The organism is Sphingomonas sp. CBMAI 2297 (genome assembly GCF_029870595.1).
Lineage (GTDB): Bacteria > Pseudomonadota > Alphaproteobacteria > Sphingomonadales > Sphingomonadaceae > Sphingomonas.
The window spans coordinates 182,865-208,842 of the sequence record NZ_JAPDIR010000002.1 but is presented as its reverse complement, the minus strand read 5'-3'; the positions used below and the strand labels follow the sequence as shown (position 1 = coordinate 208,842).

The following is a 25,978-nucleotide window of genomic DNA, read 5'->3' as shown; positions in this document are numbered from 1 at the left end:
ATGTTACAAACGCAGGCAGCGAATACCGCGTGGACGGGCAAGGCCATCGTCCTGATCGGCCTCATGGGTGCGGGCAAGACCACGGTCGGCCGGCGCCTGGCGCAGCGCATGCGCCTGCCCTTCGTCGACGCCGACCACGAGATCGAGGCGGCGGCCGGCATGACCGTGGCCGACATCTTCGCGCGTTTCGGCGAGGCGCATTTCCGCGACGGGGAGCGGCGGGTGATCGCCCGGCTGGTCGACGGGGCGCCCAAAGTCATCGCCACGGGCGGCGGCGCATTCATGAACGAGAGCACCCGCGCGCTGATTCTCGAGCATGCGATCGCGGTATGGCTCGACGCCGAGCCGGCGGTGCTGGCGGACCGGGTGCGGCGGCGCGACACGCGCCCGCTGCTGCGCGGTCGCGATCCCCAGGCGGTGCTCACCGAGCTCGCGGCGATCCGCAATCCCTATTACGCGCTTGCGCCGATCCGGGTGCCCAGCATAGCAGCGCCGCACGACACCACCGTCGACGCGATCCTGAAGGCCCTCAATCCGTGACAATCGTCCCCGTCGCGCTCGGCGACCGCAGCTATGACATCCGCATCGAGGCGGGGCTCCTCGCCCGCGCCGGAGATGCGCTCGCGCCGTTCGACAATGGCCGGCGCCGGATCATCGTCACCGACGAGCATGTCCTCCCGCATCTCGCCACGCTGCAGGCGGGCCTGGGCACGAGCGAGGCGATCGTGCTGCCGCCCGGCGAAGGCACCAAGAGCTGGGGCCAGCTGGAGGCGCTGCTCGACCGGCTGCTCGCGCTGGGCGTGGAGCGCGGCGATCACGTCATCGCGCTGGGCGGCGGCGTGATCGGCGACCTGGTCGGCTTCGCCACCTCCATCCTCAAGCGCGGCTGCGGCTTCGTCCAGATCCCCACCACCCTGCTCGCCCAGGTCGACAGCTCGGTGGGCGGCAAGACCGCGATCAACACGCGCGCCGGCAAGAACCTCGTCGGCACCTTCCACCAGCCGGCCATGGTGCTGATCGACCCGGAAGTGCTCGACACGCTGCCGGCCCGCGACCTGCGCGCCGGCTATGCCGAAGTGGTGAAATACGGGCTGATCGACGATTTCGCCTTTTTCGAATGGTGCGAGGCCAATGCCGCCGCGCTGCTGGCGGGCGACCCGGCGGCGCGCACGCATGCCATCGCCCATTCGGTGGCGGCCAAGGCGCGGATCGTCGCGGCCGACGAGCGCGAGACCAGCGGCATGCGCGCGCTGCTCAACCTCGGCCACACCTTCGGCCATGCGCTGGAGGCCGAGGCCGGCTTCTCCGACCGGCTGCTGCACGGCGAGGGCGTGGCGGCGGGCATGGCGCTCGCCTTCGGCTTCTCGGCCGCCAGGGGCATCTGCCCCGGCCAGGACGCCGAAAGGGTTGCCGCGCACCTGGCCGCGGTCGGCCTGCCGGATGGGCTGAAGGCGGCGGGGATCACCGCCTCCGGTGCGCGGCTCGTGGAGCACATGCTCCACGACAAGAAGATGAGCGCCGGCACCCTGCCCTTCCTGCTCGCGCGCGGGATCGGGCGGACGTACCTCGACAAGAATGTCGACCTTGGCGAGGTGGCGGCGTTCCTGGATGCCCAGCCGCGCTAGAGCTCGCTCGTCAGCGTCAGGGTCAGCGTGCGCGGGGCGATCGGCGTGATCAGCCCCGAATTGGCCGGGGTCCAGGCGAAACGGTCGGTCAGGTTGGTCACGCGGGCGCGCAGCGTCACCGGATGGCCGCCGATCGCGAAGGCCTGGCGGAGCCCCAGGTTGAACAGCGCATAGCCGGGCAGCGCGACGCTGTTCTCGCGATCGGCATAGCGCGCGCCGCGGACGTTCACGCCGCCGTCCACCGTCAGCCCTTCCATGCCGGGCACCCGCCAGGTGAGATTGGCGAGCGCAGTCACGCGCGGCCGGCCGATCGGGCGGGCGCCGATCACGCCGCGATCCACCAGCTCGCCATCGATCCTGGCATCGAGCCAGGTAGCGCCCAGCACCGCGTTCAGCCGCGGGGTGATCGGCCCGGCCAGCGACAGCTCCACGCCGCGATGCCGCACCGTGCCGACAAAGTCGAACGCGCCCGTGGCATCGATCCCCGGCGTCGGCTTGGACAGGTCGAACAGGCCCGCGATCAGCGTCGGGCCTCCGGCAAAGCCATATTTCACGCCCAGCTCGGCCTGGCGCGAGATGGCGGCGGGGAGGACCGCGCCGCGATTGCTGGCATTGGCGGGCGCGACCCCGGCTTCCTCCAGCCCGCGCGCATAGCTGGCAAAGCCGGTGAGCCGTGAGGTGATCCCCACCGACAGCGCCCCGCCATAGAGCCAGGGCCGCGTCGTCTGCTCGGTCACCGTGCCGTCGAGCCCCCGGACGCGCTTGGCATATTCCACGCGCTGCGCATCGACGCGCAGCTCGGCCAGCGTGCCGATCGACAGGCGATAGCCGAGGCCGCCGGTCCATTGCCCGACATCGTCGCGCTTCCGGACCGTGCCGAGCGCCACCATGGGCCGGGCGATCCTGGGCGGCTTGTTCACATCGCCGAAGGTGCCGAGCGCGAAGGGGACGCCGGGATCGCTCTCCACCATCGAATCCCGCCGCCGGGCCATGGCGATGATGCGGTGCGTGAGATTGCCGGTGGCGAACTGCTTGGCCGCGGTCACTTCGGCCGAGACCGTGTGGCGCGTCTCGGCACCGAACAGCAGCCCGCTCGCCACCGCCTCGCGGCCATTGCCGGTGAAGCGCAGCACGCTGTAGGCGCTATGGTCATAGGGCAGCGCATTGTAGAACAGCGAGGCGCCGAACCGCCAGCCCTTGCCCGCGTCCACATCGGCAAAGGCGCCGATCAGGTCCGATTCGTTGCGCGCGTCCATCCAGCTCTGGGTGCGATTGGTCCAGCGCTTCACTTCGCGCGGCGCGCCGGCCGGATTGGCATAATAGGTGTCGCCTTCGCGCGGGAACCAGTTGCGGCTCCACACGCCGGTGATCCGCACGCCGGGCGCCGGCGACCAGCGCGGAACGAGGCCGATGGCAGTGAAGTCGCCGGTCGTGCCGTCGGTATATTGCTGGGCGGGCGTGAGCTGAAGGCCGCCCGCGATCGACCAGCGCCCGTCGGCGGTGCCCACCGAACCGCGCAGCATCGCGACCGGCCCCGAGCCGCCCCACCAGCCAGCCTCGATCGAGGCGCGCGCACCGGGCGTGGCGCCAGGCATCGTATATTGCACCACGCCGGAGGGAGCGGCGAAATCGGTCCGCAGGCCATTGGCGCCGACCCGGATCGCGGTGCCGCCGTTCAGCGGCTGGAGCATGCCGGAAACGCGGACGTAATAATGATCCTCGATCCGGTAGTTGCCGGCGGCCTGCAGGTCGAACCCGCGCACCTCGCTCTCCGAATAGAGCCCCACTTCCTCGATCCCGATCCGCCGGCCGAACGCATCGTCGGCGGCGCTGACCACGTCGCCGTTCGCCGGCGGCTGCGGCGCCCGCGCGGTCTGCGCATGGACGGCGGGCACCATGAGAAACGGCAGGCAGAATATCGAATGACGCATGACACGAACCCTCTTCCCAACCCGGCCCGATTGACCGGGCCGGCGGCGGCGGGTGGAGCCGGCTGGGACGAATGGATCGCGGGCGTGACGAACGGCATTTCGCGCGCGCGCGTTCGCGAGCTATCGTGCGCGCATGGAAATGACGGCGCGCGAGTCGATCTGGGACCTCAGAATCCCGTTGAGCGCGGCGACGGCGTTCGCGCTGTTCGCCTTCCTGCTCGGCTATGGGATAGGCGGGCTGGAAGCGAACACGGGCAGCTTCGCCGCCGAGCATCCGGACGAGGCGCGGCTGGCGCGGCTGCTGGTCTGGGGCGCCATGCTCACCATCGCCTGGGCCAGCCGCAAGCCGATGCAGGAGATATTGCAGACGCCGAAACGCTCGTCGCCCCTGCTGCTCGGCGCGTTCGCCTTCGTGCCGGTGATGCTTACGGAACTGGCCGCGTCGCGTTTCGCGATGGCCATTTCCCCCTATCAGCTCTGCGGGCCCAACGGGCCGCCGCCAGTGCCCGTCGACAATTTCCTGCCGCGCGCCATTGCGCTGGGCTCGACGGCGTGGCTGTCGCTGATGGCCTGGAGGCGCCACCTCGCCAATGGACATGATCGGCAGGAGGCGGACCCGCCGTTCGCCGAGCCGCTGCCGCCGATGCTGCCCGTCCAGCCAAGCGCCGAGCAATGGCTGAGCCTGCCCGAGGCGCCGTTCCTGCGCGTGCGCGCCTGCGACGTGGCGCAGATCCGCTCGGCGGGGAACTATAGCGAGATCCTCGCGCATGGCCGGGTGCACCTTGTGCGCGCGCCGCTTTCGGAGCTGGCCGGGCGTTTCGCGGAACTCGGCTTCGTCCGCGTGCATCGCCAGGTGGTGGTGAACCGCAGCCATGTCTCGCAAATCTATCGCGAGGCGGGCGGGCGGCTCGCCGTGCAGCTCAATTGCGGCGCCATCGTTCCGCTCGGCCGCAGCTATCGCACCGCCCTCGCCGCCTTCGCGCATTGAATCGCCCCCGGCTTTTCCGGAGCATCATCCCCAGCTTTTCGGGAGCCGAATGGCGCCTGCCGCGTTGACTTGGCGGCGGACGGCGATTTCGTCCGCGCAACGAAACAGACACTCTCCGGGGGACGGATGGCCACCGCGATCTCTCCAGCCACCTCGCTTGCAGCCTTTGGAGAATTGGGCCGGCTGACGGCCGCGATCGGCGACGAATCGCCGCTGGGGCCCGCTGCCGGCTGGTCGAACGCGCTCCTCGCCTCGCTCCGCATGATGCTGCCGGCGCGCGCCGAGATCGTGATGTTCTGGGGCCCCGAATTCTGCGCGCTCTACAACGAGGCCTATGCGCCGACGATCGGCGACAAGCACCCGCGCGCGCTCGGCCAGTCGGCGCTGATCTGGTGGGGCGAGCTGTGGGACGATCTCGGCCCGCTGCTCCAGGGGGTGCGCGACACCGGCGAGACCTTCTGGGCCAAGGACCGCCCCTTCTATATCGAGCGCGACCAGGGCCGCGGCGAGACCACTTATTTCGACATCAGCTATTCGCCGGTGTTCGACGATGACGGAACGGTGGGCGGCGTGCTCTGCATCGTCAGCGAGACCACGGCCCGCGTGCTCGCCGAGCGCGAGGCGATCGCCGATCGCAACCGGCTATGGACGCTGGCGCGCGACCCGTTCCTGATCGCGGACAGCCATGGCGTGTGGCGCAACGTCAGCCCCGCCTGGACCGAGATCCTCGGCTGGAACACCGACGAGCTGGTCGGCCGCACCTCGGAATGGATGGAGCATCCCGACGACCGCAAGCGCACCCGCGCGGAACTGGCCGGGCTGCGGCAGGGCGCCACCACCCTGCGCTTCGAGAACCGCTTCCGCGGCAAGGACGGCGACTATCACTGGTTCAGCTGGACCGCGGTGCCCGAGGGCGACCTGCTCTATTGCGTGGCGCGCGACATCACCGCCGAGCGCCAGGCGGCGGATGCGCTCGAGGCGGCCCAGGCGGCGCTGCGCCATTCCCAGAAGATGGAGACGGTGGGCCAGCTGACCGGCGGCGTCGCGCATGATTTCAACAATCTGCTCCAGATCGTCACGGGCAATCTCGATATCCTCCAGCGCAACCTGCCGCCCGACCAGCCCAGGCTGGCGCGCGCGGCCGGCGCGGCGATGAACGGGGCACAGCGCGCCGCCGTGCTGACCCAGCGCCTGCTGGCATTCTCGCGCCGCCAGCCGCTCGCGCCCGAGCGGACCGATCCGAACCGGCTGATCGTCGGCATGTCGGACCTGCTCCACCGCAGCCTGGGGGAAACGGTGGAGGTGGAAATCGTGCAGGCGGCGCGCATCTGGCCGGTGGAAGTGGATGCGAACCAGCTCGAGAACGCGCTGCTCAACCTGGCCGTCAACGCGCGCGACGCGATGCCGCAGGGCGGCAAGCTGACGATCGAGACCGCAAATACCCATCTCGACAGCCATTATGCCGCGCAGGATGCGGAAGTGACGCCCGGCCAATATGTGCTGATCTGCGTGTCCGACACCGGCACCGGCATGGACGAGGAAACGCTCGCCCATGCCTTCGAGCCCTTCTTCACCACCAAGGAAGTGGGGCGCGGCACCGGCCTGGGCCTGTCGATGGTCTATGGCTTCATCAAGCAGTCGGGCGGGCATGTCCGCATCTATTCGGAGCGCGGGGACGGCACGACCGTGAAGATCTACCTGCCCCGCGTCCACGGCACCGCCCGCGACGCCGCCGCGGCCCATGCCCCGGCTCCCCCGGCGCCGCAGGGCAATGTCGACGAGACGATCCTGGTATGCGAGGACGACGAGAATGTCCGCGCCTATACGGTCGAGGTGCTGCGCGAGCTTGGCTACCGCGTGATCGAGGCGGGCGACGGCCCCGCCGCGCTCGCCGCGCTTGATGCCGAGCGGGAAGCGATCGACCTGCTGTTCACCGATGTCGTGCTGCCCGGCGGCATGACCGGCGCGGTGCTCGCCGCCGAGGCGCATGCGAAGCGGCCGGATCTCCGGATCCTCTTCACCACCGGCTATGCCCGCAACGCGATCGTCCATCACGGACGGCTCGATCCCGGCGTGCAGCTGCTGCCCAAGCCCTTCACCTATACCGATCTGGCGGCCAAGGTACGCGACATGCTCGACCAGTGACATCCCGCCTGGAAGAGCGGGGAGCAGCGCGTCGGTTGCCGTTCCCGCCCGATCCGCCTAGCACATCGGCATGCGCATCCTCCCCGCTCTCGCCGCCGCGATCGTGATCGCCGCGCCCGCCGCCGCCCAGACCGGCAAGCCCGCCCCGATCCTGACCACGCCCGAAGCGAAGGACGCATGGACCCATGCCGTGCCCGAAGTGGCGCGAGTCACGCATGTCGACCTGAACCTCGACGTCGATTTCGCGAGCAGGACGCTGGCCGGCGTCGCGACGCTCGACGTGCTCGCCGCCGCCGGCGCGAAGGAGATCGTGCTGGACGTCGATGATCTCGATGTGATCGCGGTCACCTGCCCCAAGGGCAAGCCGCTCCCCTTCACGGTCGGCCCGCGCGACAAGGAGCTGGGCTCGGCGCTGACCGTGCAGCTCGAGGGCAACAAGCGGATCCTGATCCGCTACAAGACGCGGCCGGGCGCATCGGCGCTCCAGTGGCTCGCGCCGGAGCTCACCGCCGGCAAGCGCAAGCCCTATCTGTTCAGCCAAGGCCAGCCGATCAACAACCGCAGCTGGATCCCCACCCAGGACAGCCCCGGCATCCGCCAGACCTGGTCGGCCACGCTCACCGTGCCCGCCGGCTTCGTCGCGGTGATGAGCGGCGACCGGCTGGACGGCGAAAAGGGCCAGGCCGCGCCGGACGGCAAGCGCAGCTTCCGCTTCCGGATGGACAAGCCGGTGCCGCCCTATCTCGTCGCGATGGCGGTGGGCGACCTCGCCTTCAAGGCCACCGGCAAGCGCTCGGGCGTGTGGACCGAGCCTTCGATGCTCGATGCCGCGGCGCATGAGGTCGGCGATGTCGAGAAGATGATCGACGCGGCGCAGGCGCTCTACGGCCCCTATCGCTGGGGCCGCTACGACATGCTCGTGCTGCCGCCCAGCTTCCCCTATGGCGGCATGGAGAACCCCACTCTCACCTTCCTGACGCCGACGATCATCACCGGCGACCGCTCGAACACCGATGTCGTCGCGCACGAGCTGGCGCACAGCTGGTCGGGCAACCTCGTCACCAACGCGACCTGGTCGGACAGCTGGCTCAACGAGGGCTTCACCACCTATTTCGAGAACCGGATCATGGAGGCGGTCTATGGCAAGGAGCGCGCCGCCATGTATGCCGATCTCGACTGGGACGGCCTGCAGCGCGACATCAAGGATGCGGGCGGCAGCGATGCGGCCACCACGCGCCTCCATGGCGATCCGGGGGCGACTTTCGGCCAGCTCGATTATTTCAAGGGCTCCACCTTCCTGCGCACGATCGAGGCGGCGGTGGGCCGGGCGAAATGGGACGCCTATCTGCGCGCCTATTTCGATCGCCACGCCTTCCAGCCGCAGACCACCGCCGGCTTCCTGGCGGACCTGCGCGCCAATCTGATCAAGGGCGACAAGGCGCTCGAGGCGAAGCTGGAGCTCGATCGCTGGGCCTATCAGCCGGGGCTGCCCGGCAATGCCGTGCACGTGACGTCGGCGACGCTCGCCGCCGTGGACGCGAAGCTCGCCGCGTTCAACGCGGGTGGCCCGGCGGCCGCGGTGCAGCCCACCGGCTGGGCGACCCAGCAATGGCTGCGCTTCCTGAACGGCCTTCCCCGCCAGCAGGCGCCCGCCCGCCTTGCCGAGCTCGACGCGACGCTCGGCCTGTCCGCCTCGAACAATGCCTATGTCCGCTCGGCCTGGGCCGAGCTGGCGATCGCCAATCGCTACGAGCCCGCGCTGCCGGGGATCGAGGAATTCGTGAAGCGGGTGGGCCGCGGCCTGCTGATCTACCCGATCTACAAGGACCTGATGGCCCAGGGCGATTGGGGCAAGCCGATCGCACGGCGATTCTATGAGAGCGCCAGGGCGGGCTATCACCCGAATGCGGCCGCCGGCGTGGCGAAGATCGTCGGGGCGGAGTGACCATCATTCCCCTCCCTGGAAGGGAGGGGCCAGGGGTGGGTCGCGTCCGGGCGATACTGAAGCCAAAGATGTGACGGCACCGCATCGCGTGCATTCACCCACCCCCACCCCTCCCTGCCAGGGAGGGGAGTTTCAGTCGAAACCGAATACCTCCGTCACTCGCATCACGCCGCTGTCCGTCTCGGCGAACCGATATTCCGCCAGCGCCCGCAGCCGGTCCAGCGGCAGCGGCGCGCGGCGGGGATCGCCCACCAGCACCGCCACCCCGGCCGCCCGGCAGCGCGCAAGGAAGGGCTCCACCCGCGCCGCCGGCTCCGGATCGTAGAACAGGTCCCCGGCGAGGATCAGGTCCGTCTCCGGCACCGGACCATCGGTCAGGTCGGCGTGCACCGCCTCTACCACGACGCCGTTCGCCGCCGCGTTCAGCGCCACGGCCGCCAGCGCATAGGGGTCGACGTCCACCGCCAGCACCCGGTCCGCGCCGGCCTTGGCCGCGGCGATCGCCACCAGGCCCGAGCCGCAGCCCAGGTCGAGCACCCGCCGCCCGGCCACGACTTCCGGCCGGTCGAGCACGAACCGCGCCAGCGCCAGGCCGCCCAGCCAGTAATAGGCCCAATAGGGCGAGCCGAAATCCCCGTCCGCCGCCGCCAGCCGGCCGAGTCCGCTCGCCGGCACGGCCTTGTGCAGCACGATCTCGGCAATGCCCGGCACCGGCAGCACGGGCAGCCGCGCCCGGATGAAGTCGCTCGGGTTCAGGCGAGCCTTCCTATTCGCCAGTGTCGGGCGCCGGGCAGCGCGCGGACTCGCACCGGCGCCAGTCGATATTGAACCAGCCGCGGGCCGGGCCTGGCTTGCCGTCGGGATCGGCCGCGGCCGGTGCCGGGACCAGCGGCAACGCCATCAGCGCGCCCTCCATGCGCCGAGCGCCAGGCAGAGCCAGCCCGCGATCAGCGCCGCGCCGCCCAGCGGCGTCACCGCGCCCAGCCAGCGGGGGCCACCCAGCGCCATCAGGTAGAGCGTCCCCGCGAACAGCGCGCCGCCGCCGACGAACAGCCAGGCCGGGATGCGCGCGCCCATCCGGACGGCGACCAGCGCCGCCACCGCGTGGACCAGCTGATAATGCCCGCCGGTCCGGAGCCACTCGGCCGCCGCGCCGCTCGCGCCATGCGCGCCGAACGCCCCCGCCGCCACCGCCACCGCGCCCGAAAGCGCCGCCAGCACCGCCACGATCCTCACAGCCCGATCTCCTCCAGGAAATGCGGCCCGTTCGCCGCCACCATCGCCACCGCCACGACGAGCGCCGCGACGCTCATCACGAGCACCGCGCCCGCCAGCATGTCCTTGGCGGCCTTGATCGACGGATGGATGCCGGGATGGAGCAGGTCGATCACTGCCTCCATCGCCGAATTGACCAGCTCCAATGCCAGCACGATCGCGCAGCAGATCGCGACTAGCCCCCACCAGATGGGCGCCGGCCGGAGCAAAAGCAGCGCGAGCAAGGCCGCCGCCGCGAGCCGCGCCTGGCTGCGGAAGCTCGCCTCGCGCGTCCAGCCGGCGTGGATGCCGGCCAGCGCGAACCCCATCCGCGCGCGGAAGGGCCGCCCCTTCATCCCGAGGACTCGAGATCGATCTCGATCGCCGCCGCCCTGCTCGCATGAGTGATCATGCCGTCGATCCCGGCCCGCAGGTCGCCGGTCTCGCGCTGCACGTCCAGCCGGGCGCTGTCGCGGCGGCGATATTCCGCCTCGGTCTTGTCGATCTCCATCTGGTCGACGCCCACCGCCTGCATCGCCTGGCGCGCCATCATCACCGCGCTCTCCAGCACTTCGCGTACCACGCCGCCCACCGGCGCGCCCTTCATCTTGATCACGCTGCGCCGGTCATAGGCGCGCACGAAGATCGTCGCCTTGGGAAAGGCGTGATGGACCGCCTCGAGGAACTCGGTATCGATCTTGTCGCCGTCGTTGCAGAACAGCACCAGCTCGGCCTCGGCCGCACCGGCCTGGCGCAGCAGGTCGATGCGCAGCCCGTCGCCATAATAGACCTTCATGCCGAAATCGCTGGCGGTCTGGATCATCTCGACATCGGTGTCGATCAGCGTGACCGGGATGTCCTGCGCGAGCAGCATCTGCGCCACCGTCTGGCCGAAGCGGCCATAGCCTACCACCACGGCATTGGCGCCTTCGTGCTGCGGCGTGTCGACGCCCTGCGCGCTCGGCGCCGGCTCGGTCCGCAGCTTGCGGGTCGCCATCATCAGGAACGGCGTGGTGGCCATCGACAGGGTAACGATCGCGCCGAAGATGCTCGCTGCCTCCCCCTCGATCAGCATCGCCGACTGGGCCTGGGCGAACAGCACGAAGCCGAACTCGCCGCCCTGGCTGAGCAGGACGCCCAGTGCGAAGGCCTGGCGCCGCGGCACGCCGAACAACAGGCCCAGCCCCATGATCAGCGCGGCCTTGGCGGCGATCAGCGCCAGCGCCATGCCGACGACGAAGAAGGGCCGCTCGGCGATCGCGTGCAGGTTCAGCGTCATGCCCACGGCCAGGAAGAACAGCCCGAGCAGGATCGAGCGGAACGGCTCCACATCCGCCTCCAGCTCGTGGCGATAGGGCGAATCCGCCAGCATCACGCCCGCGATGAACGCGCCCAGCGCGGCGGAAAGCCCCAGCGCCTCCATGATCGCCGCGGCAGCGATCACGGTGAACAGCCCGGCGAAGATGAACATCTCGCGCTCGCCGAGATTGCCGATCAGCCGGAACAGCGGGCGCAGCAGGTAGCGGCCGGCCAGGATCAGGCCGATGATCGCCACCACCGTATAGACGCCGAGCAGCCAGCCGGGGGTGCTGCTCTGGTCGTGCGGGTTGCGCGAGAGCGCGGCGACGATCGTGATCAGCGGGACGATCGACAGGTCCTGGAACAGCAGGATCGCGAAGGCGCGCTCGCCGAACGGCGTGCGCAGGCGCCCCGCCGATTGCAGCATCGGCAGCACCTGCGCCGTGGAGGAGAGCGCGAGCGGCAGGCCGAGCGCCAGCGCCGCGCCGATCGAGCTGCCCGTCGCCAGCCACACCATGCCCGCGATCACCAGGCCGCAGATCGTCACCTGGAGCAGGCCGAGCCCGAAAATGTCGCGCCGCATGCGCCACAGCCGCGCCGGGCTCAGCTCCAGGCCGACGAGGAAGAGCAGCAGCGCGATGCCGAGCTCGGCGATGCCCATCTTGCTCTCGGCATCGCCGACCAGCCCGAGCACCTGCGGTCCCACGATCGCGCCCGCGACGAGATAGCCGAGCGTGGCGCCCAGCCCGAACCGGCGGAATACCAGCACGAAGACCAGCGCGAAGCCGAGCAGCGGCACATATTCGCCGAGCAGCGAAGCCTCGTTGGCGTGCTCCATCAGCCGCGCCCCCCGGAAACGGCGGCTCGGGCGGCTTCCGCCACCGCCTCGAAGGCGAGCCGGATCGCCGGATGGCGGCCGCGATGTTCGAGCGCGGGCGTGAACAGGTCGAGCCCGGGCCAGTCGGGCGGGGTGGCGCGCGTGCCGGCAAGCCAGGCGGCGAGACCGTCGCGCGCCGCCTCGAGCTCCTCCGGCGAGCGGCCGACGGCATGCGCCTCCATCAGCGCCGCCGATGCCTGGCCGAGCGCGCAGGCGCGCACCACCATGCCGATCGCGGCAACGCGTCCCGCATCATCCAGGTTCACATCGACGGTGACGCGGCTCCCGCAGACCGGGGAGCGTTTCTCGCAAGACGCCATCGCGCCTTCCAGCCGGGACTCGAACGGCACGGAAGCCGCCAGGCGCAGGATTTCGGTGTTGTAGAGCGGCGCGTTCATCTGCTTCCGACTTAGGGGAGCGGCGCGCGAAGTGCGACCCCCCTAATCGGTGGAATTCGCCCTGGCCCTGTCGGCGGCGCTGCCATTGCCTGGCTCGTCCCCGAACACGGGCTCGCCCTTGCGGCGGCGATCGACGAAATCGGCGATGCTGGCGCTGGTGGCGTTGAGCAGCGGATAGGTGGTCGACTTGGTGATCCATTGCGGGCGATTGGCCGGGCCGCCGCTCACCGTGTCGAACAGCAGCACGACCAGCAGGAAGCCGATGCTGACCAGGATCAGGCCCTTGAGCGCGCCGAAGCCGAGGCCGAGCACGCGGTCGACCGGCCCGAGAAAGCTCTCGCGGGTGCGCGCGCCGATCGCCCGGGCGAGCAGCCGCCCGCCGAAATAGGTGACGCCGGTCAGGATCACGAAGGCCAGCACCGCCCCGCCCTGCTCGGTGCCGACCAATCCGGCCAGCGCGGCGGCGAGCGGCGTGTGGAACAGCTTGAGCGCGAGCACGATCAGCAGCCAGGCGACCAGCGCCAGCACCTCGGTTACGAAGCCGCGCAGGAAGCCCAGCACGGCGGCGCCGCCGATCGCGAGCAGCACGATGATGTCGAGCCCGGTCAAAGTCATTGGAACACGTCCCTCCCGGGGACGGCCTATAGCGGAGGATGGATGGGAAACGGGAGAGGAAATCAGCCCTGCCGCGTGATCCGCAGCGCCCAGCGGTCATAGCCGAGTTCCTCGACTCGCTTCATGATCGCCTGCGCCAGCGCCGAGGAGGGGACGGCATCGCGGCACAGCACCCACAGATAGCGCCCGCTCGGCTCGCCGACGATCGACCAGGCATAGTCCTCGTCATGGTCGAGGATCCAATAGTCGCCGGTGTAGAGCGGGCCGAAGAACGCGACCTTGAGCTTGGCGTTGGTCGCCTCGTCGGCGACGACGGCCTTGCCCTCCGAGACGCTGCGATCGCCCTCCGGCCAATCGAGCGTGCCGCTGTTGGTCACGCTGATCTTGCCGTCCTCGAGCAGCGCATATTCGGCGGTCACCGCGTCCAGGCCCTTCTCGAAGCGGTTCTCGTGCCGCGCCAGCTCGTACCATTTGCCGAGATAGCGGGCGAGATCGACCGGCCTTGCCGGCTCGGGCACTTTCTTGTTGATCACCGGCGGGCGGGTGGCGCGCGAATAGAGGAAGAGGCCGCCGATCGCGGCGACCGCGACGCCCGAGGCGATGGAAATGGCAGTGCTTCGCTTCATTCCGGCAATGTGGGGGGTAAGCCACGGAAAGGATAGCCCTATCAATGATAGGGCGTGCAGCTTCGCTCCCGCTGGTTCCACGGGGGAAGGATCCGCGCCCGGCGCTTGCCGTAATAGCTGAGGTCCATCGACACGCGCACCGGCACGCCCTGGCGCGTGTAGATGTCCTGGTCGCCCCAGCGCTCGTTGCCGGTCTCGCAGTGCATCCAGCCCCGGCGCTGCAACGCCTCGACCAACTTGTAGATTTCCTCCTGGCCCCCGTTCGCCCACAGGGTCAGGTGATCGAAGCCGCCGCGCCCGTCGCTGCCGATCAGGTCGAGGGCCGCTTCATAGGGCCCTTCGCCGGCCATCATCAGCCCGCTGCGGCGGCAGCGCGCGCGGAACGCGTCGATCTTGACGCATTCGGTGAAGCCGGCGCGCCGCGCATCCGCCGCGCTGCCGCTCACCGGCAATCCCTCGAAGGCGAGCGAGGGCGGCGGCGTGCGGACGGGCTCGGCGCCGGCCCACAGGATCGCCGCCATCAGCGCCACGGCGCAGGAGGTCGGCACCAGCATCCCGGGGCGCGCCCATTCGACGGCCAATTCTCGCAACATCGATCGCCCCGCCAATCCGTTCGCGAGACGATGTTCCATGGCCCGGCAAGCGATTGCAACCCCTTGGCAAATGACGGAGTAGCGCCTCAGCGCCCCAGCAGGTGATCGACGAACTGGCCGAGCGACTTGAACCCCGCCAGCTGCAGCCCGCCCTTGTCCTTCGCCTGCACGGCCGGGGCGAGCGCGCGGCCGAAGCCGAGCTTCGCCGCCTCGCGGCAGCGCAGCGCGCCATGCGCCACCGGGCGCACCTCGCCCGACAGCGCGATCTCGCCGAACACCACCGCATCCACCGGGATCGGCCGCTCGGCCAGCGCCGAGACGAGCGCCGCCGCCACCGCCATGTCCGCCGCCGGATCCTGCACGCGGTAGCCGCCGGCGATGTTGAGATAGACTTCGCAGGTCGAGAAGCTCAGCCCGCACCGCGCCTCCAGCACCGCGAGGATCATCGCCAGCCGCCCGCTGTCCCAGCCCACCACGGCGCGCCGCGGCGTCGCGCCGCTCGCCAGCCGCACGGTGAGCGCCTGCACTTCGATCAGCACCGGCCGCGTGCCCTCCAGCGCGGGGAACACCACCGTGCCGGTCACATTCTCGTCGCGCGCGGTGAGGAACAGCGACGAGGGATTGGAGACTTCCTCCAGCCCCTCGGTCTGCATCGCGAACACGCCGATCTCGTCGGTGCCGCCGAAGCGGTTCTTCACCGCGCGCAGGATGCGATACTGGTGGCTGCGCTCGCCCTCGAACGCCAGCACCGTGTCGACCATGTGCTCGAGCACGCGCGGCCCGGCGATGCTGCCGTCCTTGGTGACATGGCCGACCAGCACCAGCGCGGTGCCGCGTTCCTTGGCGAAGCGGATCAGCTCGCCCGATGCGGCGCGCACCTGGCTCACCGTGCCCGGGGCGCCTTCGATCAGGTCCGAATGCATCGTCTGGATCGAATCGATGATCAGCAGCGCAGGCGGCGCCCCCTCGCCCAGCGTGGTCAGGATGTCGCGCACCGAAGTCGCCGCGGCCAGCATCACCGGCGCCTTGCCCAGGCCGAGCCGCCGCGCGCGCAGCCGCACCTGGTCCGCCGCCTCCTCGCCCGAGACATAGGCGACCGCCAGCCCGCGCGAAGCGATCCGCGCCGCCGCCTGGAGCAGCAGGGTCGACTTGCCGATGCCGGGATCGCCGCCGATCAGCGTGGCCGATCCCTCGACGAAGCCGCCGCCCAGCGCCCGGTCGAACTCGGCGATGCCGGTCGAGGTCCGCTCGGGCAGCGCGATATCGGTGTTGAGCCCGGTCAGCTGGATCGCCCGCCCGCCCGATTGGAGGTTGTGGCGCGCCTGGAACGGCGTCACTACCGCCCCGGCATCCTCCACCATCTGGTTCCACTCGCCGCAATCGCAGCACTGACCCGCCCATTGCGAGGAAACCGAGCCACAGGCCTGGCAGACATAACGCTTCTTGAGTTTCGCCATGGCCGGGAAGGTAGCGAGAGAACAAGATGAGAACAATAGCGCAAACGCGCGCGTGCGGGCCGGCGGAGAGCGGCGAACGGGCCGCTACACAGGATATCGACGGTTTCTCCACACTGTCTCCAGAAAGGAGAACTATGCGCCAAGGTTGCCCCTCGCGCTCGCGGACGGTATCGCGCGCGCCATGAAGCCCACCGAGCTCCGCGTCGCACTGTTCAGCGGCAACTATAACTACGTCCGCGACGGCGCGAACCAGGCGCTCAACCTGCTCGTCGGCTATCTGCTCGACCAGGGCGTGAAGGTCCGCGTCTATTCGCCGACCACCGACACGCCCGCTTTCCCGCCGACGGGCGACCTGGTGAGCGTGCCCGCGCTGCCCGTGCCGGGCGGGCGCGACGAGTACAAGTTCGCCAAGGGCATCAAGGCGGTGCTGCCGGATCTGGAAGCCTTCGCGCCCAATCTCGTCCATGTCTCCGCGCCCGAGATACTCGGCCACCGCGCGGTCACCTGGGCGCGGCGGAACAACATCGCCTCGGTGGCCTCGGTCCATACCCGGTTCGAGACCTATCCCGCCTATTACCATATCGGCTTCGTCACGCCGTTGCTGATCTGGACGCTCACGCGCTTCTACAACCGATTCGACACCGTGCTGCCCACCGGGCGCGGCATGGAGGAGCTGCTGCGCGGCTGGGGCGTCGAGCGGCCGATGCGGATCTGGTCGCGCGGCGTGAATCACGACCGCTTCAATCCGGGGCGCCGCAGCCTCGAATGGCGGCGCTCGCTCGGCATCGCGGACGACGAGGTGGCGGTGAGCTTCCTCGGCCGGCTGGTGCTGGAAAAGGGACTCGACATCTTCGCCGAGGTGGTCGGCGAACTGCAGCGGCGCGGCGTGAAGCATCGCGTGCTCGTGATCGGCAAGGGCCCCGCGGAGCAATGGTTCGCCGAGCGCGTGCCCGACGCCGTGTTCGCCGGCTTCCAGGCGGGCGACGATCTCGGCCGCGCGGTCGCCTCGATGGACGTGTTCTTCAATCCCTCCCTCACCGAGAGCTTCGGCAACGTCACGCTGGAGGCGATGGCCGCCGGCGTGGCGGTGGTCGCCGCCAATGCGGTCGGCCCGGTCGGCATGGTCGAGGAGAATGTGAGCGGCCTGCTGGTCGATCCCGGCAAGGGCGCGGTGAGCCGCTATGCCGATGCGATCCAGCATTATTGCGAGAATCACGATGCGCGGCGGGCCGCGGGCGCGGCCGGGCACGCGATCGCCGAAACCTATCAATGGGACGCGATCAACCAGAAGGTGCTCGACGCCTATCTCGAGGCGATCGCGAAGCGGGCGGGATAAACCCTTTGCCGGCCCGGCAATGGGCGTGATGGCGGTTCCGCCGGAAGAGACCGGTGCGCCAGCGCTGAAAATCCAGGCAAACCTATGAAACCATGCCCGTCATCCCCGCGCAGGCGGGGATGACGGAAGAAATCGGCATGACGGAAGAAATCGGGATGGCGAGGGAAATCCCGGATCTTGCCCGGGTTTTCGACCCGGGCTTCATTTCCAATCATATTTCAGCCCGTCCTCGCGAAAGGCGAACCGGTCGAGATGGCGCTCCACCGCGCCCTTCAGCCCCTCGAGCTGTTCGGACGAGCTGGCGTCGATCCGGATGTCGAGCCCGGTCTCGGCGACGTTGAAGGTCACCACCGCGTCGCCCGGATGGTCCGCGCCGCGCGCGTCCCTGGGGAAGATCACCGTGCCGTTCTCCGGCGTGAACTCCACCTGGAGATTGTGCTGCCAGTGCTTGCACAGCTGCTGCAGGTAGCGGCTGCCATGCTCGGTGGGGGCCAGCGTCTCGGCCGAAAACAGAGTCATCGTCATGCGCTTCGTCTCCATCGGCGGCGGCACGATCCCGAGCCGCCGCCTCAGCATTTCAATGCGCGGCACCGGGCTCAGAGCCGCTCGATCTTCCGCGCCGCCTCGTCGAGGATCTCGGCGACGCCGTGCAGCATGTCGGCATCGACGCTTTCGCCCGCAAGACGTTCCTGCAGCACGGCGCGCAGATTGCCCATCGCGCGGCGGATCGGCCCGCCATGGGACCGCTCGCGCAGCCCCGCCAGCTGCTGGAGCCGCTCGAACAGCGCCGCCACTTCCTCGGTCCGCTCGGCGAGATGCGCCGCGCCGGCCTCGGTGATCGCGAACTGCTTCTTGGCGCCTTCGCTCTTGCTTTCCTCGATCAGCCCCATGTCGTCGAGCATGGTGAGGGTCGGATAGACCACGCCCGGGCTGGGGGCATAGGCACCGCCGGAACGCTCCTCGATCTCGCGGATCAGGTCATAGCCGTGGCGCGGCTGCTCCTCGATCAGCTTGAGCAGGATGAGGCGCAGCTCGGTGCCGTCGAACATGCGGCGGCGGCCGCCCCGTTCGCCGCGCTCGCCAAAGCCGCCGCGCCCCATGCCCCATCCGATGATGAAGTCCGGCGCGCCGCCGCCAAAGCCGCCACGGCGGCCGAAATGCATGCCGCGATGGCCGCAATGATGATGTCGCATAATATCTCCTGTACGACTCTTGATGGCTCTAAGATATATCTTAAACCGATCTTTACAAGCCTCAACATTGACATTCGCCATTGTTCCCGTATTGTTCTCGCCATGCTTCTCGACCTCCCCTTCTCCGCCGGCGCCCTGCGCGGAAAGGCGGTGGGGCACGGCGCGGCGCGCGATGAGGTCATGGCTTTTGCGACCTTCCGGTGCCGATATCCGCAGTGGGAAAACGGGTCCGCCGGCCCTATCTGTGCCGGCGATGGCTGATCTTTTCGCGACCGAGGAACAGGCGCCGCGCGCCTCCGAAAGCCCTGCCGGCCCGCTCGCCGATCGCCTGCGCCCGCAGCGGCTCGAGGATGTCGTGGGGCAGGAGCATCTGACCGGGGCCGAGGGCGCGATCGGGCGGATGGTGGCGGCGGGCAAGCTCTCGTCGATCATCCTCTGGGGCCCGCCCGGCACCGGCAAGACCACGATCGCCCGCCTGCTCGCCGACGCGGTGGGCTTGCGCTTCGTGGCGATCAGCGCGGTCTTCTCGGGCGTCGCCGACCTGAAGAAAGTGTTCGCCGAGGCGAAGGAATATGCCCGGATCGGCCGGCGCACGCTCCTGTTCGTGGACGAGATCCACCGGTTCAACCGCTCGCAGCAGGACGGCTTCCTGCCCTATGTCGAGGACGGCACCGTCACCCTGGTCGGCGCGACCACCGAGAATCCGAGCTTCGAGCTCAACGCCGCGGTGCTCAGCCGCGCCCAGGTGCTGATCCTCCACCGGCTCGATCCCGCCGCGCTGACGCGCCTGCTCGATCGGGCCGAGGCCGTCGAGGAGCGCCCCCTGCCCCTCACCCCCGATGCGCGCGACGCGCTGGTGGCGAGCGCGGACGGCGACGGGCGCTTCCTGCTCAACCAGGCCGAGACGCTGTTCGCCGTCCATTTCGAGCAGCCGCTCGACCCCGCCGGCCTGTCGAGCTTCCTCCAGCGCCGCGTCGCGGTCTATGACAAGGATCGCGAGGGGCATTACAACCTGATCTCCGCGCTGCACAAATCGGTGCGCGGCAGCGACCCCCAGGCGGCGCTCTATTATCTCGCGCGCATGCTCACCGCCGGCGAGGAGCCGCTCTTCGTGCTGCGCCGGCTGGTGCGCATGGCGGTGGAGGATATCGGCCTGGCCGATCCCAACGCGCTGGTCCAGTGCCTCGCGGCCAAGGACACCTACGAGTTCCTCGGCTCGCCCGAGGGCGAGCTGGCGATCGCCCAGGCCTGTCTCTATGTCGCCACCGCGCCCAAATCGAACGCGGCCTATGTGGCGCAGAAGGCGGCATGGCGCGCGGCGAAGGAGACCGGCTCGCTGATGCCGCCGCAGAACATCCTCAACGCCCCCACCCGGCTGATGAAGGACATCGGCTATGGCAAGGGCTATACCTATGACCATGACGCCGAGGGCGGCTTCTCGGGCGACGACTACTGGCCCGAGGAGATGGCGCCGCAGACCTTCTATACCCCCACCGATCGCGGCCATGAGAAGCGCATCGCCGAGCGGCTCGCCTGGTGGAACGAGATGCGGGAGCAGCGGCGGGATGGCGGCGGGAGATCGGACGAATGAAGGACTGGGAAGACGCCACCGCCTATGCCCGCACCCTGCCCGATGTGGTGATGGAGAAATGGTGGGGCACGCTTTGCCCCAAGATCAACGGCAAGGGCTTCATGTCGCCCGGGCGCGAAACGGGCAGCTTCGCGCTGATGGTCGCCAACCCGGAGAAGGAGATATTGTTCGAGACCGATCCGGACACCTTCTGGCAGACCGCCCATTACGCCAACTATCCGATGCTGCTGGTGCGCTACGGCAGCGGGAGCCGCGAGCGGATCGAGCTCTACATCCAGCGCGCCTGGTGGGACCGCGCGAAAAAGCCCCAGCGCATCGCGGCGGGGATGGCGGAGCGGCCGTGAGGGCGCTGCATTCCTCCCCGAGGAACTAGGTGCCCGCCTTCACCGATTTCATCGCGATCGACTGGTCGGGCCAGGCGGTCGAGCGGCCCCGGGGGCTGGCGGTCGCCCATGCGAGGTCGGGGACCGGCGCGCCCGAACTGGTCGAGCGCGGCTGGTCTCGGCAGGACATTGCCGACTGGCTGGGCGGGCTGGCGGATCGCGGCACGCGGGCGCTGATCGGGCTGGACCTCTCCCCCGCCTTCCCGCTGGCCGATGCGGGCGCCTATTTCCCCGGCTGGGCGCTCTCCCCGCCCGACGGGCCCGCATTGTGGCAGTTGGTGGAGCAACTCTCCGCCGAAGACCCGCATCTGGCCGCCACCAGCTTCGTCGACCATCCCGAGGCGCGGCGCCATTTCCGCCGGATGGGCGATTGCGGCGACCTGTTCCCGCCCGGCCGCGGCCGCTTCCGGGTGTGCGAGCATGGCCAGGCGGCGATGCGCCTGTCGCCCTATAGCTGCTTCAACCTGGTCGGCGCGTCCCAGGTCGGCAAGTCGAGCCTCACCGGCATGCGCGTGCTGCACCGGCTGCGCGGGCGGGTGCCGATCTGGCCCTTCGATCCCCTGCCCGGAGACGGCCCGGTGCTGGTCGAGATCTACACCGCGCTCGCCGCGCGGGCCGCGGGCATGCGCAAGGGCATTTCCAAGATCCGCGATGCCGCGACGCTGGACGAGATGCTGGCCGCGCTCGGCTCGCGGGCCCATGCGCCGATCGCCCGCTACGACGATCACGCCACCGACGCGATGCTCAGCGCGGCCTGGCTGCGCCATGTCGCCGGCCGGCCCGAACTCTGGGCGCCCGCCGGCCTCACCCCGGAGCTGGCGCGCACCGAAGGCTGGACCTTCGGTGTTCGCTGAGCGGCCGTTGATCGCGGCCGGGCGCGCTTTCGTCGCAGGGGCGATGCGCGCGCCCCCCCGGGCCAGCAGCGTCTCCCAAAGGGCACCCATGGCGGGGCCGTTCTCGAGGGAGCATTTGCATGCAGGCCGTCCTCCTCATCCTCTCCAGCCTCGCGGCGGCGCCGCACGAAGCGCCGCAACAGGCGACCAGGCCCGCGCAGCCCGCCGCCAAGGCGCCGCCCGCGCCGGCCGTGCTCAGGCTGCGCACCGGCATGAAGGTCTATGCGTCGGACGGCGTGCTGGTCGCGGAGACGGCGCATATTCCCTCGCCCATCGGCTTCTACGAGCCCAATGCCAGCTTCTTCACCGTGCAGGAGCGGCCGTTCATGGAACGGCGCATCTATGCCCGCGAGGCCTGGCTGGACGGCGACGTCGTGCGGCTGCGGATGACCGCCGCGCAGTTCCGCGCGCGCGGCCAGAACCCGCCGGGTGCGCCCGGCTCGTAACTGCGTGCCTAGGCGGGCTCGGCCGCGATCTGGCGCAGCGCCTGCTCGAAGGCCTCGGGCGGCTGGCCGCCCGATATCAGCCATTTGTCGTCGATGACGATCGCCGGTACCGAATGGATGCCCCGCCCCTGCCAGAGCTGCTCGGCCTGGCGGACCTCGCCGGCATAGCGGCCCGAAGCGAGCACTTCGCGCGCGGCCGCGCCGTCCAGCCCGGCCCGTTCCGCGGCGGCGACCAGGACGTCATGGCTCGACGGGTCCTGCTGGTCGGTGAAATAGGCTTCGAACAGCGCGTGCTTCAACGCCGCCTGGCGGCCCTCGATCGCCGCCCAGTGAAGCAGCCGGTGCGCGTCGAACGTGTTGTAGATCCGGCTGTCGGCCGAGCCGTTCATCGTGAAGCCGAGCGCCGCCGCACGGTCGCGGATCATTTCCCGGTTCGCCGCCGACTGCTCGGGCGTGGACCCGTATTTCCGCGCGATGTGCTCGCCGATATTCTCGCCTTCGGGCGCCATGCCGGGGTTGAGCTCGAACGGCTGGAAATGGATCCGCGCATCGACGACATCGCCGGTCCGCGCCAGCGCTTCCTCCAGGCCCTTCAGGCCGATGATGCACCAGGGGCAGGAAACGTCGGAGACGAAATCGATCTTGAGCGGGCGGGGCATCGGCGGTCCTTTGTCGGCTTGCTCCGCCAAGATGGGAACCGGGTGTCCCGATGCAATGTCAGCGCGGCTTCAGCGCGTCCGCCCGCCGGAGATATTCGTCCGCCATCTCGAAGCGGATGCGCCGTACGCCGGGATCGTCGCTGTCCGCCGCGCGTGCCCGCTCCTCGCGCGCGCGGCGCTGCAGATAGGCGCGCTCATCCTCCTTCGCTTCGGACTCCGCCGCCTTCGCGGCCGGAAGTCCGGTTCCGGATCCGCGCTTCGGCTCGGTGGCCAGCGCCTCGTACATCGCCGCCAGGGTCAGATGCTGTTCGCGAGCGGAGCCCGTCAGCTCCGCCGCCATTTCACGCTGGAGCGCGGCGCGGGCCTGGTAATAGTCGTGCTGCTTGTTCATCGCTGTCCCCGCTGCGCGGATGCAATTCTACGAAACCTTGCGCAAAAGCGAAGGTTTCCAGGCAGCAATGGTCGCTCGGCGGCGCCATTCCATCGCATATCCGGGCACCGCGCGCGCGCCGCCGATGGGGCTTGCGCGCACTACAAATGTAGCGTAGGCTACAAATGTAGCGTAAAGGGATTCTCATGCTGAACAATCTGCCGCCTCGCGAACGCCAGATCGTCGACCTGCTCTACGAGCGGGGAGCGATGGCGGTATCCGATGTCTGCGACGCCCTGCCCGACAAGCTCTCCGCCTCGGCGGTCCGGGCCATGCTGACCCGGCTCGAGCAGAAGGGCGCGGTGCGGCGCACGCAGAGCGATCGCGGCTATCTGTTCTCGCCGGTCGAGGCCGAGAGCAAGGCGAGCGTCAATGCGCTCGGCCATGTCGTGCGCACTTTCTTCAACGGCTCGACCACCCATGCCGCCAGCGCGCTGCTCGGCATGAGCGAGAAGCTGGACGAGAACGACCTGGACGAGCTGGAGGCGATGATCGCCGCGGCGCGCGCCAAGAAGGGAGCCTGATCATGACCGCGTTGCTCGGCCTCGTGCTCAAGTCGCTGGTGATCGCCGGCACCACCCTGATCCTGCTCCGCCTCACCCGCGGCCGTTCGGCGGCGGAGCGCTCGCTGATCGCGCATCTCGGCCTGGCCGGCCTGGTGATCCTGCCGCTCGCCACGCTGGTGCTGCCGTCGATGCGGCTGCCGATGCCCGAGTTCGTCCAGAGCCGGTTCGAGGCTCCGGCCACGCGGATCGCCCCGCAACCGGCCGCGAGCTTCACCGCCGCCCCGCGGACGGCAGACACGCCGGCGACGACGAGGGCGACGCCCGCCACCGAGGCCGCCGCCGCGCAGCCCTGGCTCACGCTGCCGCAGGGCTGGGAGCGCTATGCCTATGCGCTGCCCGTGCTGGCGCTGCTGCTGCTCACCATCGTCGCGCTGCTTCGCCTCGTCCGCCTGCGCGCCGGGGCCGAAGTGCTCGTCGACCCGGTCTGGCTGAGCGCGCTCGCCCATGCCCAGCGCCGCATGGGGATGAAGAGCGGCACCGCGCTGCTGGTGAGCGATGCGCTGCCCTCGCCCATTTCCTGGGGCCTCGCCCGCCCGACCATCCTGCTCAGCGCCGATGCGCTCGCCGCCACCGACGAGGCCGAGGCGATCATCGCGCACGAGCTGGCGCACGTCTCCGCGCTCGACTGGGCCAAGCTGATGCTCGCCCGCGTCGCCACCGCGATCCACTGGTTCAACCCGCTGGCCTGGCGGCTGGCGCGTGAGGCGCACCAGCTGCGCGAGGAAGCCGCCGACGATGCTGTGCTCGCCGCGAACATCGATGCGCCCGACTATGCCCAGCTGCTCGTCCGGGTCGCCCGGCACGAGAGCAAGGGCCTGTTGCTCGGCGCGCATGGCGTCGCCCCCGGCAAGGGGAGCCTCAAGCGCCGGGTCGGCCGCGTGCTCGACGCGACGCTGCCGCGCGGCCGTGCCCAGGGCTCATGGATCGCGGGCTTCGGTGCCGGCATGCTGGTGATGGCCGCGCCGCTCGCCGCGCTGACCGTCGGCGCCGCCGAGAGCCGCGACGCCGCTACGGCCGTGCAGGAGACCAAGGCCGACACCGGCCTGACGGCAAACCCGGTCACGGCCCCCACCGTGTCGCCCGCCGCCCATGCGGCCCCGGCTCCGACGGCTACCGAACATGCCCCTGCCGTTGCCGCCGCCACGCCTGCGCCGGTGGCCGCCGCCGCCGCGCCCGACCCCCGCCAGGACCGCGAGGCCCGGAACGACAACGGCCGCGACCGTGAGCTCAATGCGATCATCGGTGCCCGCGCGGTCGGCGTCACGCCCGAATATATCGAGGCGATCCGCCGCGCCGCGCCGCAGCTCGGCCCGATCAGTCTCGACGACGCGACCAGCATGCGCGCCGTCGGCGTCACGCCCGAATATGTCCAGGCGATGATGTCCACCGGCCTGCGCATCCGGTCGTTCGACGATATCGTCTCGGCCCGGGCGGTGGGCGTGAACCCCGACTATGTCCGCAGCCTGGTGTCGGCCGGCTTTCGCGGCCAGCTGGACGATTATGTCGCGCTGGCCGGCATGGGCGTGAGCGCCGACGATGTCCGCCGCCTGCGCAGCGCCGGCATGCCGGTCGAGATCGACACGCTCGCCCTCACGCGCAACGGCCGCAGGCGCGGTCCCAATCCCAACCCCAATCCGCGGCCCAACCCGAATCCGCATCCCGATCCGGACCCCAATCCCGACAACTGACGGGTCCGCTCTTCCACCTGCCCATTGCCGAAGCATCAACGCCCCGTCCGGGGCGGACGCCCCCGGCTTGCCTGCTGCATTAGGAGAAATGCCATGAACCGCGTTCTTGCCGTCATCGCCTCCGTTACCCTGCTCGCCACCGCCGCCATTGCCGGCGATCGTGCCCGCGACCCGGTCACCGCGTCCACGCCGATCAGCTTCAAGCTCCAGCTCGAAGCCAGCGGCACGCGCTTCGAGCTGCGCCTGTCCATGGGCCCGCGCAGCAACATGAACACCCATCTCAGCCACGAGCAGCTCGGGCTCGACAGCCGCGCGCTCGAAGCCGATGGCCCGGTCCGCTTCGCCATCGCCCGGGAGCCCGGCCGCCTCGACTGCGCGGGCGACGCCGGCAAGCAGATCGCCACCGGCAACTGCACCTTCACTCCCGCCACCGAGTTCGCGCGCTATCTCGCCGGCCGCGGCATCGGCGAGCCGAGCTTCCGGGAATCGCTCGACCTGACGATGGTCGGCGCCAACCGCACGCTGGTCGAGGCGCTGGCCCAGGCCGACTATCCCAAGCCGACCATCAATCAGCTCATCGCCCTTTCCGCGCTCCGCGTCACCCCGGCCTATGTTGCCGACCTCGCCCGCCAGGGCTTCCGCCCCGACAATCTCGAGGACCTCACCGCCTTCGCCGCGCTCGGCATCAATGCCGACTATGCCGGCAAGATGCTGCGCGCCGGGCTGGGCAAGCTGAGCGGCAGGAATCTGATCGAGCTCAAGGCGCTCGGCGTGTCGCCCGAATTCCTCTCGGAGATGGCGGGCGCGGGGCTGCGCAACCTTTCGGCCGACCAGGCCGTGCAGCTCAAGGCGATCGGCGTCACGCCCGCCTATGTCCGCGAGCTCGCCGCGATCGGCTATGTCGATCTGCCGGCGAACCGGCTCGTCGAGATGAAGGCGGTCGGCGTCACCGCCGAGGATGTGCGCCGCGCCCGCAAGATCGGAATCGCCAGGCCCACGCCCGATCAGCTCGTCCAGCTGCGCACGCTGCGCAACTGATC

The 25,978-nt window shown here is 69.9% G+C and carries 28 protein-coding genes; 13 read left to right on the top strand and 15 right to left on the bottom strand.

What is annotated here, in order from left to right; translation table 11 throughout:
* Positions 1-540 (top strand): shikimate kinase, encoded by a 540-nt coding sequence (locus OMP43_RS03655; RefSeq protein WP_280278346.1) that lies wholly within the window; start codon positions 1-3, stop codon positions 538-540.
* Positions 537-1,625 (top strand): 3-dehydroquinate synthase, encoded by a 1,089-nt coding sequence (aroB, locus tag OMP43_RS03650; RefSeq protein WP_280278345.1) that lies wholly within the window; start codon positions 537-539, stop codon positions 1,623-1,625. The genes OMP43_RS03655 and aroB overlap by 4 nt, the downstream gene beginning before the upstream one ends.
* On the opposite strand, the gene OMP43_RS03645 is transcribed toward aroB, so the two are convergent.
* Positions 1,622-3,556 (bottom strand): TonB-dependent receptor, encoded by a 1,935-nt coding sequence (locus OMP43_RS03645; protein WP_280278343.1) that lies wholly within the window; start codon positions 3,554-3,556, stop codon positions 1,622-1,624. The genes aroB and OMP43_RS03645 overlap by 4 nt on opposite strands.
* 139 nt (positions 3,557-3,695) lie before the next feature.
* Here OMP43_RS03645 and OMP43_RS03640 point away from each other — a divergent pair, with 139 nt between their 5' ends.
* The 3 genes from OMP43_RS03640 (at position 3,696) to OMP43_RS03630 (ending at position 8,634) form a co-directional block, all read left to right on the top strand.
* Entirely contained in the window at positions 3,696-4,544 is an 849-nt protein-coding gene (locus OMP43_RS03640; protein WP_280278342.1) for a LytTR family DNA-binding domain-containing protein, read from the top strand.
* Positions 4,545-4,718: 174 nt separating this feature from the next.
* On the top strand, positions 4,719-6,689 hold the full coding sequence (locus OMP43_RS03635) for a PAS domain-containing sensor histidine kinase (RefSeq protein WP_280278340.1): 1,971 nt from the start codon (positions 4,719-4,721) through the stop codon (positions 6,687-6,689).
* A 70-nt stretch (positions 6,690-6,759) separates the two neighbouring features.
* Positions 6,760-8,634 (top strand): M1 family metallopeptidase, encoded by a 1,875-nt coding sequence (locus tag OMP43_RS03630; protein ID WP_280278339.1) that lies wholly within the window; start codon positions 6,760-6,762, stop codon positions 8,632-8,634.
* 132 nt (positions 8,635-8,766) lie between these two features.
* On the opposite strand, the gene OMP43_RS03625 is transcribed toward OMP43_RS03630, so the two are convergent.
* The 10 genes from OMP43_RS03625 to radA all read right to left on the bottom strand — a co-directional run bounded on the left by OMP43_RS03625 (position 8,767) and on the right by radA (position 15,753).
* Positions 8,767-9,354, bottom strand: coding sequence for a 50S ribosomal protein L11 methyltransferase (locus OMP43_RS03625; RefSeq protein WP_280278337.1), 588 nt, complete (start codon positions 9,352-9,354; stop codon positions 8,767-8,769).
* Positions 9,355-9,400: 46 nt separating this feature from the next.
* Entirely contained in the window at positions 9,401-9,535 is a 135-nt protein-coding gene (locus tag OMP43_RS03620; protein WP_280278336.1) for a hypothetical protein, read from the bottom strand.
* Positions 9,535-9,870, bottom strand: coding sequence for a DUF423 domain-containing protein (locus OMP43_RS03615; protein WP_280278334.1), 336 nt, complete (start codon positions 9,868-9,870; stop codon positions 9,535-9,537). Before OMP43_RS03615 ends, OMP43_RS03620 begins: the two co-directional genes overlap by 1 nt.
* Positions 9,867-10,244, bottom strand: a complete 378-nt coding sequence (locus OMP43_RS03610; RefSeq protein ID WP_280278333.1) for a diacylglycerol kinase — start codon at positions 10,242-10,244, stop codon at positions 9,867-9,869. The genes OMP43_RS03615 and OMP43_RS03610 overlap by 4 nt, the downstream gene beginning before the upstream one ends.
* Entirely contained in the window at positions 10,241-12,025 is a 1,785-nt protein-coding gene (locus OMP43_RS03605; RefSeq protein WP_280278332.1) for a monovalent cation:proton antiporter-2 (CPA2) family protein, read from the bottom strand. The genes OMP43_RS03610 and OMP43_RS03605 overlap by 4 nt, the downstream gene beginning before the upstream one ends.
* A complete protein-coding gene (locus OMP43_RS03600; protein ID WP_280278330.1) occupies positions 12,025-12,462 on the bottom strand; it encodes an iron-sulfur cluster assembly scaffold protein in 438 nt (145 codons plus the stop codon). The genes OMP43_RS03605 and OMP43_RS03600 overlap by 1 nt, the downstream gene beginning before the upstream one ends.
* Positions 12,463-12,504: 42 nt before the next feature.
* A complete protein-coding gene (locus tag OMP43_RS03595) occupies positions 12,505-13,077 on the bottom strand; it encodes a CvpA family protein (protein ID WP_280278329.1) in 573 nt (190 codons plus the stop codon).
* Positions 13,078-13,139: 62 nt separating this feature from the next.
* The gene (locus OMP43_RS03590; protein ID WP_280278328.1) at positions 13,140-13,703 is read right to left on the bottom strand and encodes a lipocalin family protein; all 564 of its coding nucleotides are present in this window, start codon (positions 13,701-13,703) and stop codon (positions 13,140-13,142) included.
* A 41-nt stretch (positions 13,704-13,744) separates the two neighbouring features.
* Entirely contained in the window at positions 13,745-14,296 is a 552-nt protein-coding gene (locus tag OMP43_RS03585) for a hypothetical protein (RefSeq protein ID WP_280278327.1), read from the bottom strand.
* A gap of 86 nt (positions 14,297-14,382) precedes the next feature.
* Positions 14,383-15,753 carry a DNA repair protein RadA gene (radA, locus tag OMP43_RS03580; RefSeq protein ID WP_280278326.1) on the bottom strand — a complete coding sequence of 457 codons (1,371 nt, stop codon included), beginning with the start codon at positions 15,751-15,753 and terminating at the stop codon, positions 14,383-14,385.
* Between the two features lie 181 nt (positions 15,754-15,934).
* Between radA and OMP43_RS03575 the strand changes: the two genes are divergently transcribed.
* Positions 15,935-17,089, top strand: coding sequence for a glycosyltransferase family 1 protein (locus tag OMP43_RS03575; protein ID WP_280278325.1), 1,155 nt, complete (start codon positions 15,935-15,937; stop codon positions 17,087-17,089).
* A gap of 201 nt (positions 17,090-17,290) precedes the next feature.
* On the opposite strand, the gene OMP43_RS03570 is transcribed toward OMP43_RS03575, so the two are convergent.
* Positions 17,291-17,614 carry a DUF2218 domain-containing protein gene (locus tag OMP43_RS03570; protein WP_280278324.1) on the bottom strand — a complete coding sequence of 108 codons (324 nt, stop codon included), beginning with the start codon at positions 17,612-17,614 and terminating at the stop codon, positions 17,291-17,293.
* A 71-nt stretch (positions 17,615-17,685) separates the two neighbouring features.
* On the bottom strand, positions 17,686-18,282 hold the full coding sequence (locus tag OMP43_RS03565) for a PadR family transcriptional regulator (RefSeq protein ID WP_280278322.1): 597 nt from the start codon (positions 18,280-18,282) through the stop codon (positions 17,686-17,688).
* Between the two features lie 253 nt (positions 18,283-18,535).
* Between OMP43_RS03565 and OMP43_RS03560 the strand changes: the two genes are divergently transcribed.
* From OMP43_RS03560 to OMP43_RS03545, 4 genes are all read left to right on the top strand, one after another.
* On the top strand, positions 18,536-19,873 hold the full coding sequence (locus OMP43_RS03560) for a replication-associated recombination protein A (protein ID WP_280278321.1): 1,338 nt from the start codon (positions 18,536-18,538) through the stop codon (positions 19,871-19,873).
* Positions 19,870-20,217 carry a hypothetical protein gene (locus OMP43_RS03555; protein ID WP_280278320.1) on the top strand — a complete coding sequence of 116 codons (348 nt, stop codon included), beginning with the start codon at positions 19,870-19,872 and terminating at the stop codon, positions 20,215-20,217. Before OMP43_RS03560 ends, OMP43_RS03555 begins: the two co-directional genes overlap by 4 nt.
* A gap of 29 nt (positions 20,218-20,246) precedes the next feature.
* Entirely contained in the window at positions 20,247-21,110 is an 864-nt protein-coding gene (locus OMP43_RS03550; RefSeq protein ID WP_280278319.1) for a hypothetical protein, read from the top strand.
* Positions 21,111-21,229: 119 nt separating this feature from the next.
* Entirely contained in the window at positions 21,230-21,595 is a 366-nt protein-coding gene (locus OMP43_RS03545; RefSeq protein ID WP_280278317.1) for a hypothetical protein, read from the top strand.
* Between the two features lie 8 nt (positions 21,596-21,603).
* On the opposite strand, the gene OMP43_RS03540 is transcribed toward OMP43_RS03545, so the two are convergent.
* Together OMP43_RS03540 and OMP43_RS03535 are read right to left on the bottom strand one after the other, a co-directional pair.
* The gene (locus OMP43_RS03540; RefSeq protein WP_280278316.1) at positions 21,604-22,254 is read right to left on the bottom strand and encodes a DsbA family oxidoreductase; all 651 of its coding nucleotides are present in this window, start codon (positions 22,252-22,254) and stop codon (positions 21,604-21,606) included.
* Between the two features lie 58 nt (positions 22,255-22,312).
* Entirely contained in the window at positions 22,313-22,645 is a 333-nt protein-coding gene (locus OMP43_RS03535) for a hypothetical protein (protein WP_280278315.1), read from the bottom strand.
* Between the two features lie 185 nt (positions 22,646-22,830).
* Between OMP43_RS03535 and OMP43_RS03530 the strand changes: the two genes are divergently transcribed.
* The 3 genes from OMP43_RS03530 (at position 22,831) to OMP43_RS03520 (ending at position 25,976) form a co-directional block, all read left to right on the top strand.
* A complete protein-coding gene (locus OMP43_RS03530) occupies positions 22,831-23,208 on the top strand; it encodes a BlaI/MecI/CopY family transcriptional regulator (RefSeq protein ID WP_280278314.1) in 378 nt (125 codons plus the stop codon).
* A 2-nt stretch (positions 23,209-23,210) separates the two neighbouring features.
* Positions 23,211-24,938, top strand: a complete 1,728-nt coding sequence (locus OMP43_RS03525; protein ID WP_280278312.1) for a M56 family metallopeptidase — start codon at positions 23,211-23,213, stop codon at positions 24,936-24,938.
* Between the two features lie 93 nt (positions 24,939-25,031).
* A complete protein-coding gene (locus tag OMP43_RS03520) occupies positions 25,032-25,976 on the top strand; it encodes a hypothetical protein (RefSeq protein WP_280278310.1) in 945 nt (314 codons plus the stop codon).
* Positions 25,977-25,978: the final 2 nt, after the last annotated feature.

What these genes read in the sequence shown, in the direction of transcription:
- OMP43_RS03655 (WP_280278346.1), top strand. Translation starts at nt 1, where the DNA reads ATGTTACAAACGCAGGCAGCGAATACCGCGTGGACGGGCAAGGCCATC.
- OMP43_RS03645 (WP_280278343.1), bottom strand. Translation starts at nt 3,556, where the DNA reads ATGCGTCATTCGATATTCTGCCTGCCGTTTCTCATGGTGCCCGCCGTC.
- OMP43_RS03640 (WP_280278342.1), top strand. Translation starts at nt 3,696, where the DNA reads ATGACGGCGCGCGAGTCGATCTGGGACCTCAGAATCCCGTTGAGCGCG.
- OMP43_RS03630 (WP_280278339.1), top strand. Translation starts at nt 6,760, where the DNA reads ATGCGCATCCTCCCCGCTCTCGCCGCCGCGATCGTGATCGCCGCGCCC.
- OMP43_RS03620 (WP_280278336.1), bottom strand. Translation starts at nt 9,535, where the DNA reads ATGGCGTTGCCGCTGGTCCCGGCACCGGCCGCGGCCGATCCCGACGGC.
- OMP43_RS03610 (WP_280278333.1), bottom strand. Translation starts at nt 10,244, where the DNA reads ATGAAGGGGCGGCCCTTCCGCGCGCGGATGGGGTTCGCGCTGGCCGGC.
- OMP43_RS03605 (WP_280278332.1), bottom strand. Translation starts at nt 12,025, where the DNA reads ATGGAGCACGCCAACGAGGCTTCGCTGCTCGGCGAATATGTGCCGCTG.
- OMP43_RS03600 (WP_280278330.1), bottom strand. Translation starts at nt 12,462, where the DNA reads ATGAACGCGCCGCTCTACAACACCGAAATCCTGCGCCTGGCGGCTTCC.
- OMP43_RS03595 (WP_280278329.1), bottom strand. Translation starts at nt 13,077, where the DNA reads ATGACTTTGACCGGGCTCGACATCATCGTGCTGCTCGCGATCGGCGGC.
- OMP43_RS03590 (WP_280278328.1), bottom strand. Translation starts at nt 13,703, where the DNA reads ATGAAGCGAAGCACTGCCATTTCCATCGCCTCGGGCGTCGCGGTCGCC.
- OMP43_RS03585 (WP_280278327.1), bottom strand. Translation starts at nt 14,296, where the DNA reads ATGTTGCGAGAATTGGCCGTCGAATGGGCGCGCCCCGGGATGCTGGTG.
- radA (WP_280278326.1), bottom strand. Translation starts at nt 15,753, where the DNA reads ATGGCGAAACTCAAGAAGCGTTATGTCTGCCAGGCCTGTGGCTCGGTT.
- OMP43_RS03575 (WP_280278325.1), top strand. Translation starts at nt 15,935, where the DNA reads ATGAAGCCCACCGAGCTCCGCGTCGCACTGTTCAGCGGCAACTATAAC.
- OMP43_RS03570 (WP_280278324.1), bottom strand. Translation starts at nt 17,614, where the DNA reads ATGACGATGACTCTGTTTTCGGCCGAGACGCTGGCCCCCACCGAGCAT.
- OMP43_RS03565 (WP_280278322.1), bottom strand. Translation starts at nt 18,282, where the DNA reads ATGCGACATCATCATTGCGGCCATCGCGGCATGCATTTCGGCCGCCGT.
- OMP43_RS03560 (WP_280278321.1), top strand. Translation starts at nt 18,536, where the DNA reads ATGGCTGATCTTTTCGCGACCGAGGAACAGGCGCCGCGCGCCTCCGAA.
- OMP43_RS03555 (WP_280278320.1), top strand. Translation starts at nt 19,870, where the DNA reads ATGAAGGACTGGGAAGACGCCACCGCCTATGCCCGCACCCTGCCCGAT.
- OMP43_RS03545 (WP_280278317.1), top strand. Translation starts at nt 21,230, where the DNA reads ATGCAGGCCGTCCTCCTCATCCTCTCCAGCCTCGCGGCGGCGCCGCAC.
- OMP43_RS03540 (WP_280278316.1), bottom strand. Translation starts at nt 22,254, where the DNA reads ATGCCCCGCCCGCTCAAGATCGATTTCGTCTCCGACGTTTCCTGCCCC.
- OMP43_RS03535 (WP_280278315.1), bottom strand. Translation starts at nt 22,645, where the DNA reads ATGAACAAGCAGCACGACTATTACCAGGCCCGCGCCGCGCTCCAGCGT.
- OMP43_RS03530 (WP_280278314.1), top strand. Translation starts at nt 22,831, where the DNA reads ATGCTGAACAATCTGCCGCCTCGCGAACGCCAGATCGTCGACCTGCTC.
- OMP43_RS03525 (WP_280278312.1), top strand. Translation starts at nt 23,211, where the DNA reads ATGACCGCGTTGCTCGGCCTCGTGCTCAAGTCGCTGGTGATCGCCGGC.
- OMP43_RS03520 (WP_280278310.1), top strand. Translation starts at nt 25,032, where the DNA reads ATGAACCGCGTTCTTGCCGTCATCGCCTCCGTTACCCTGCTCGCCACC.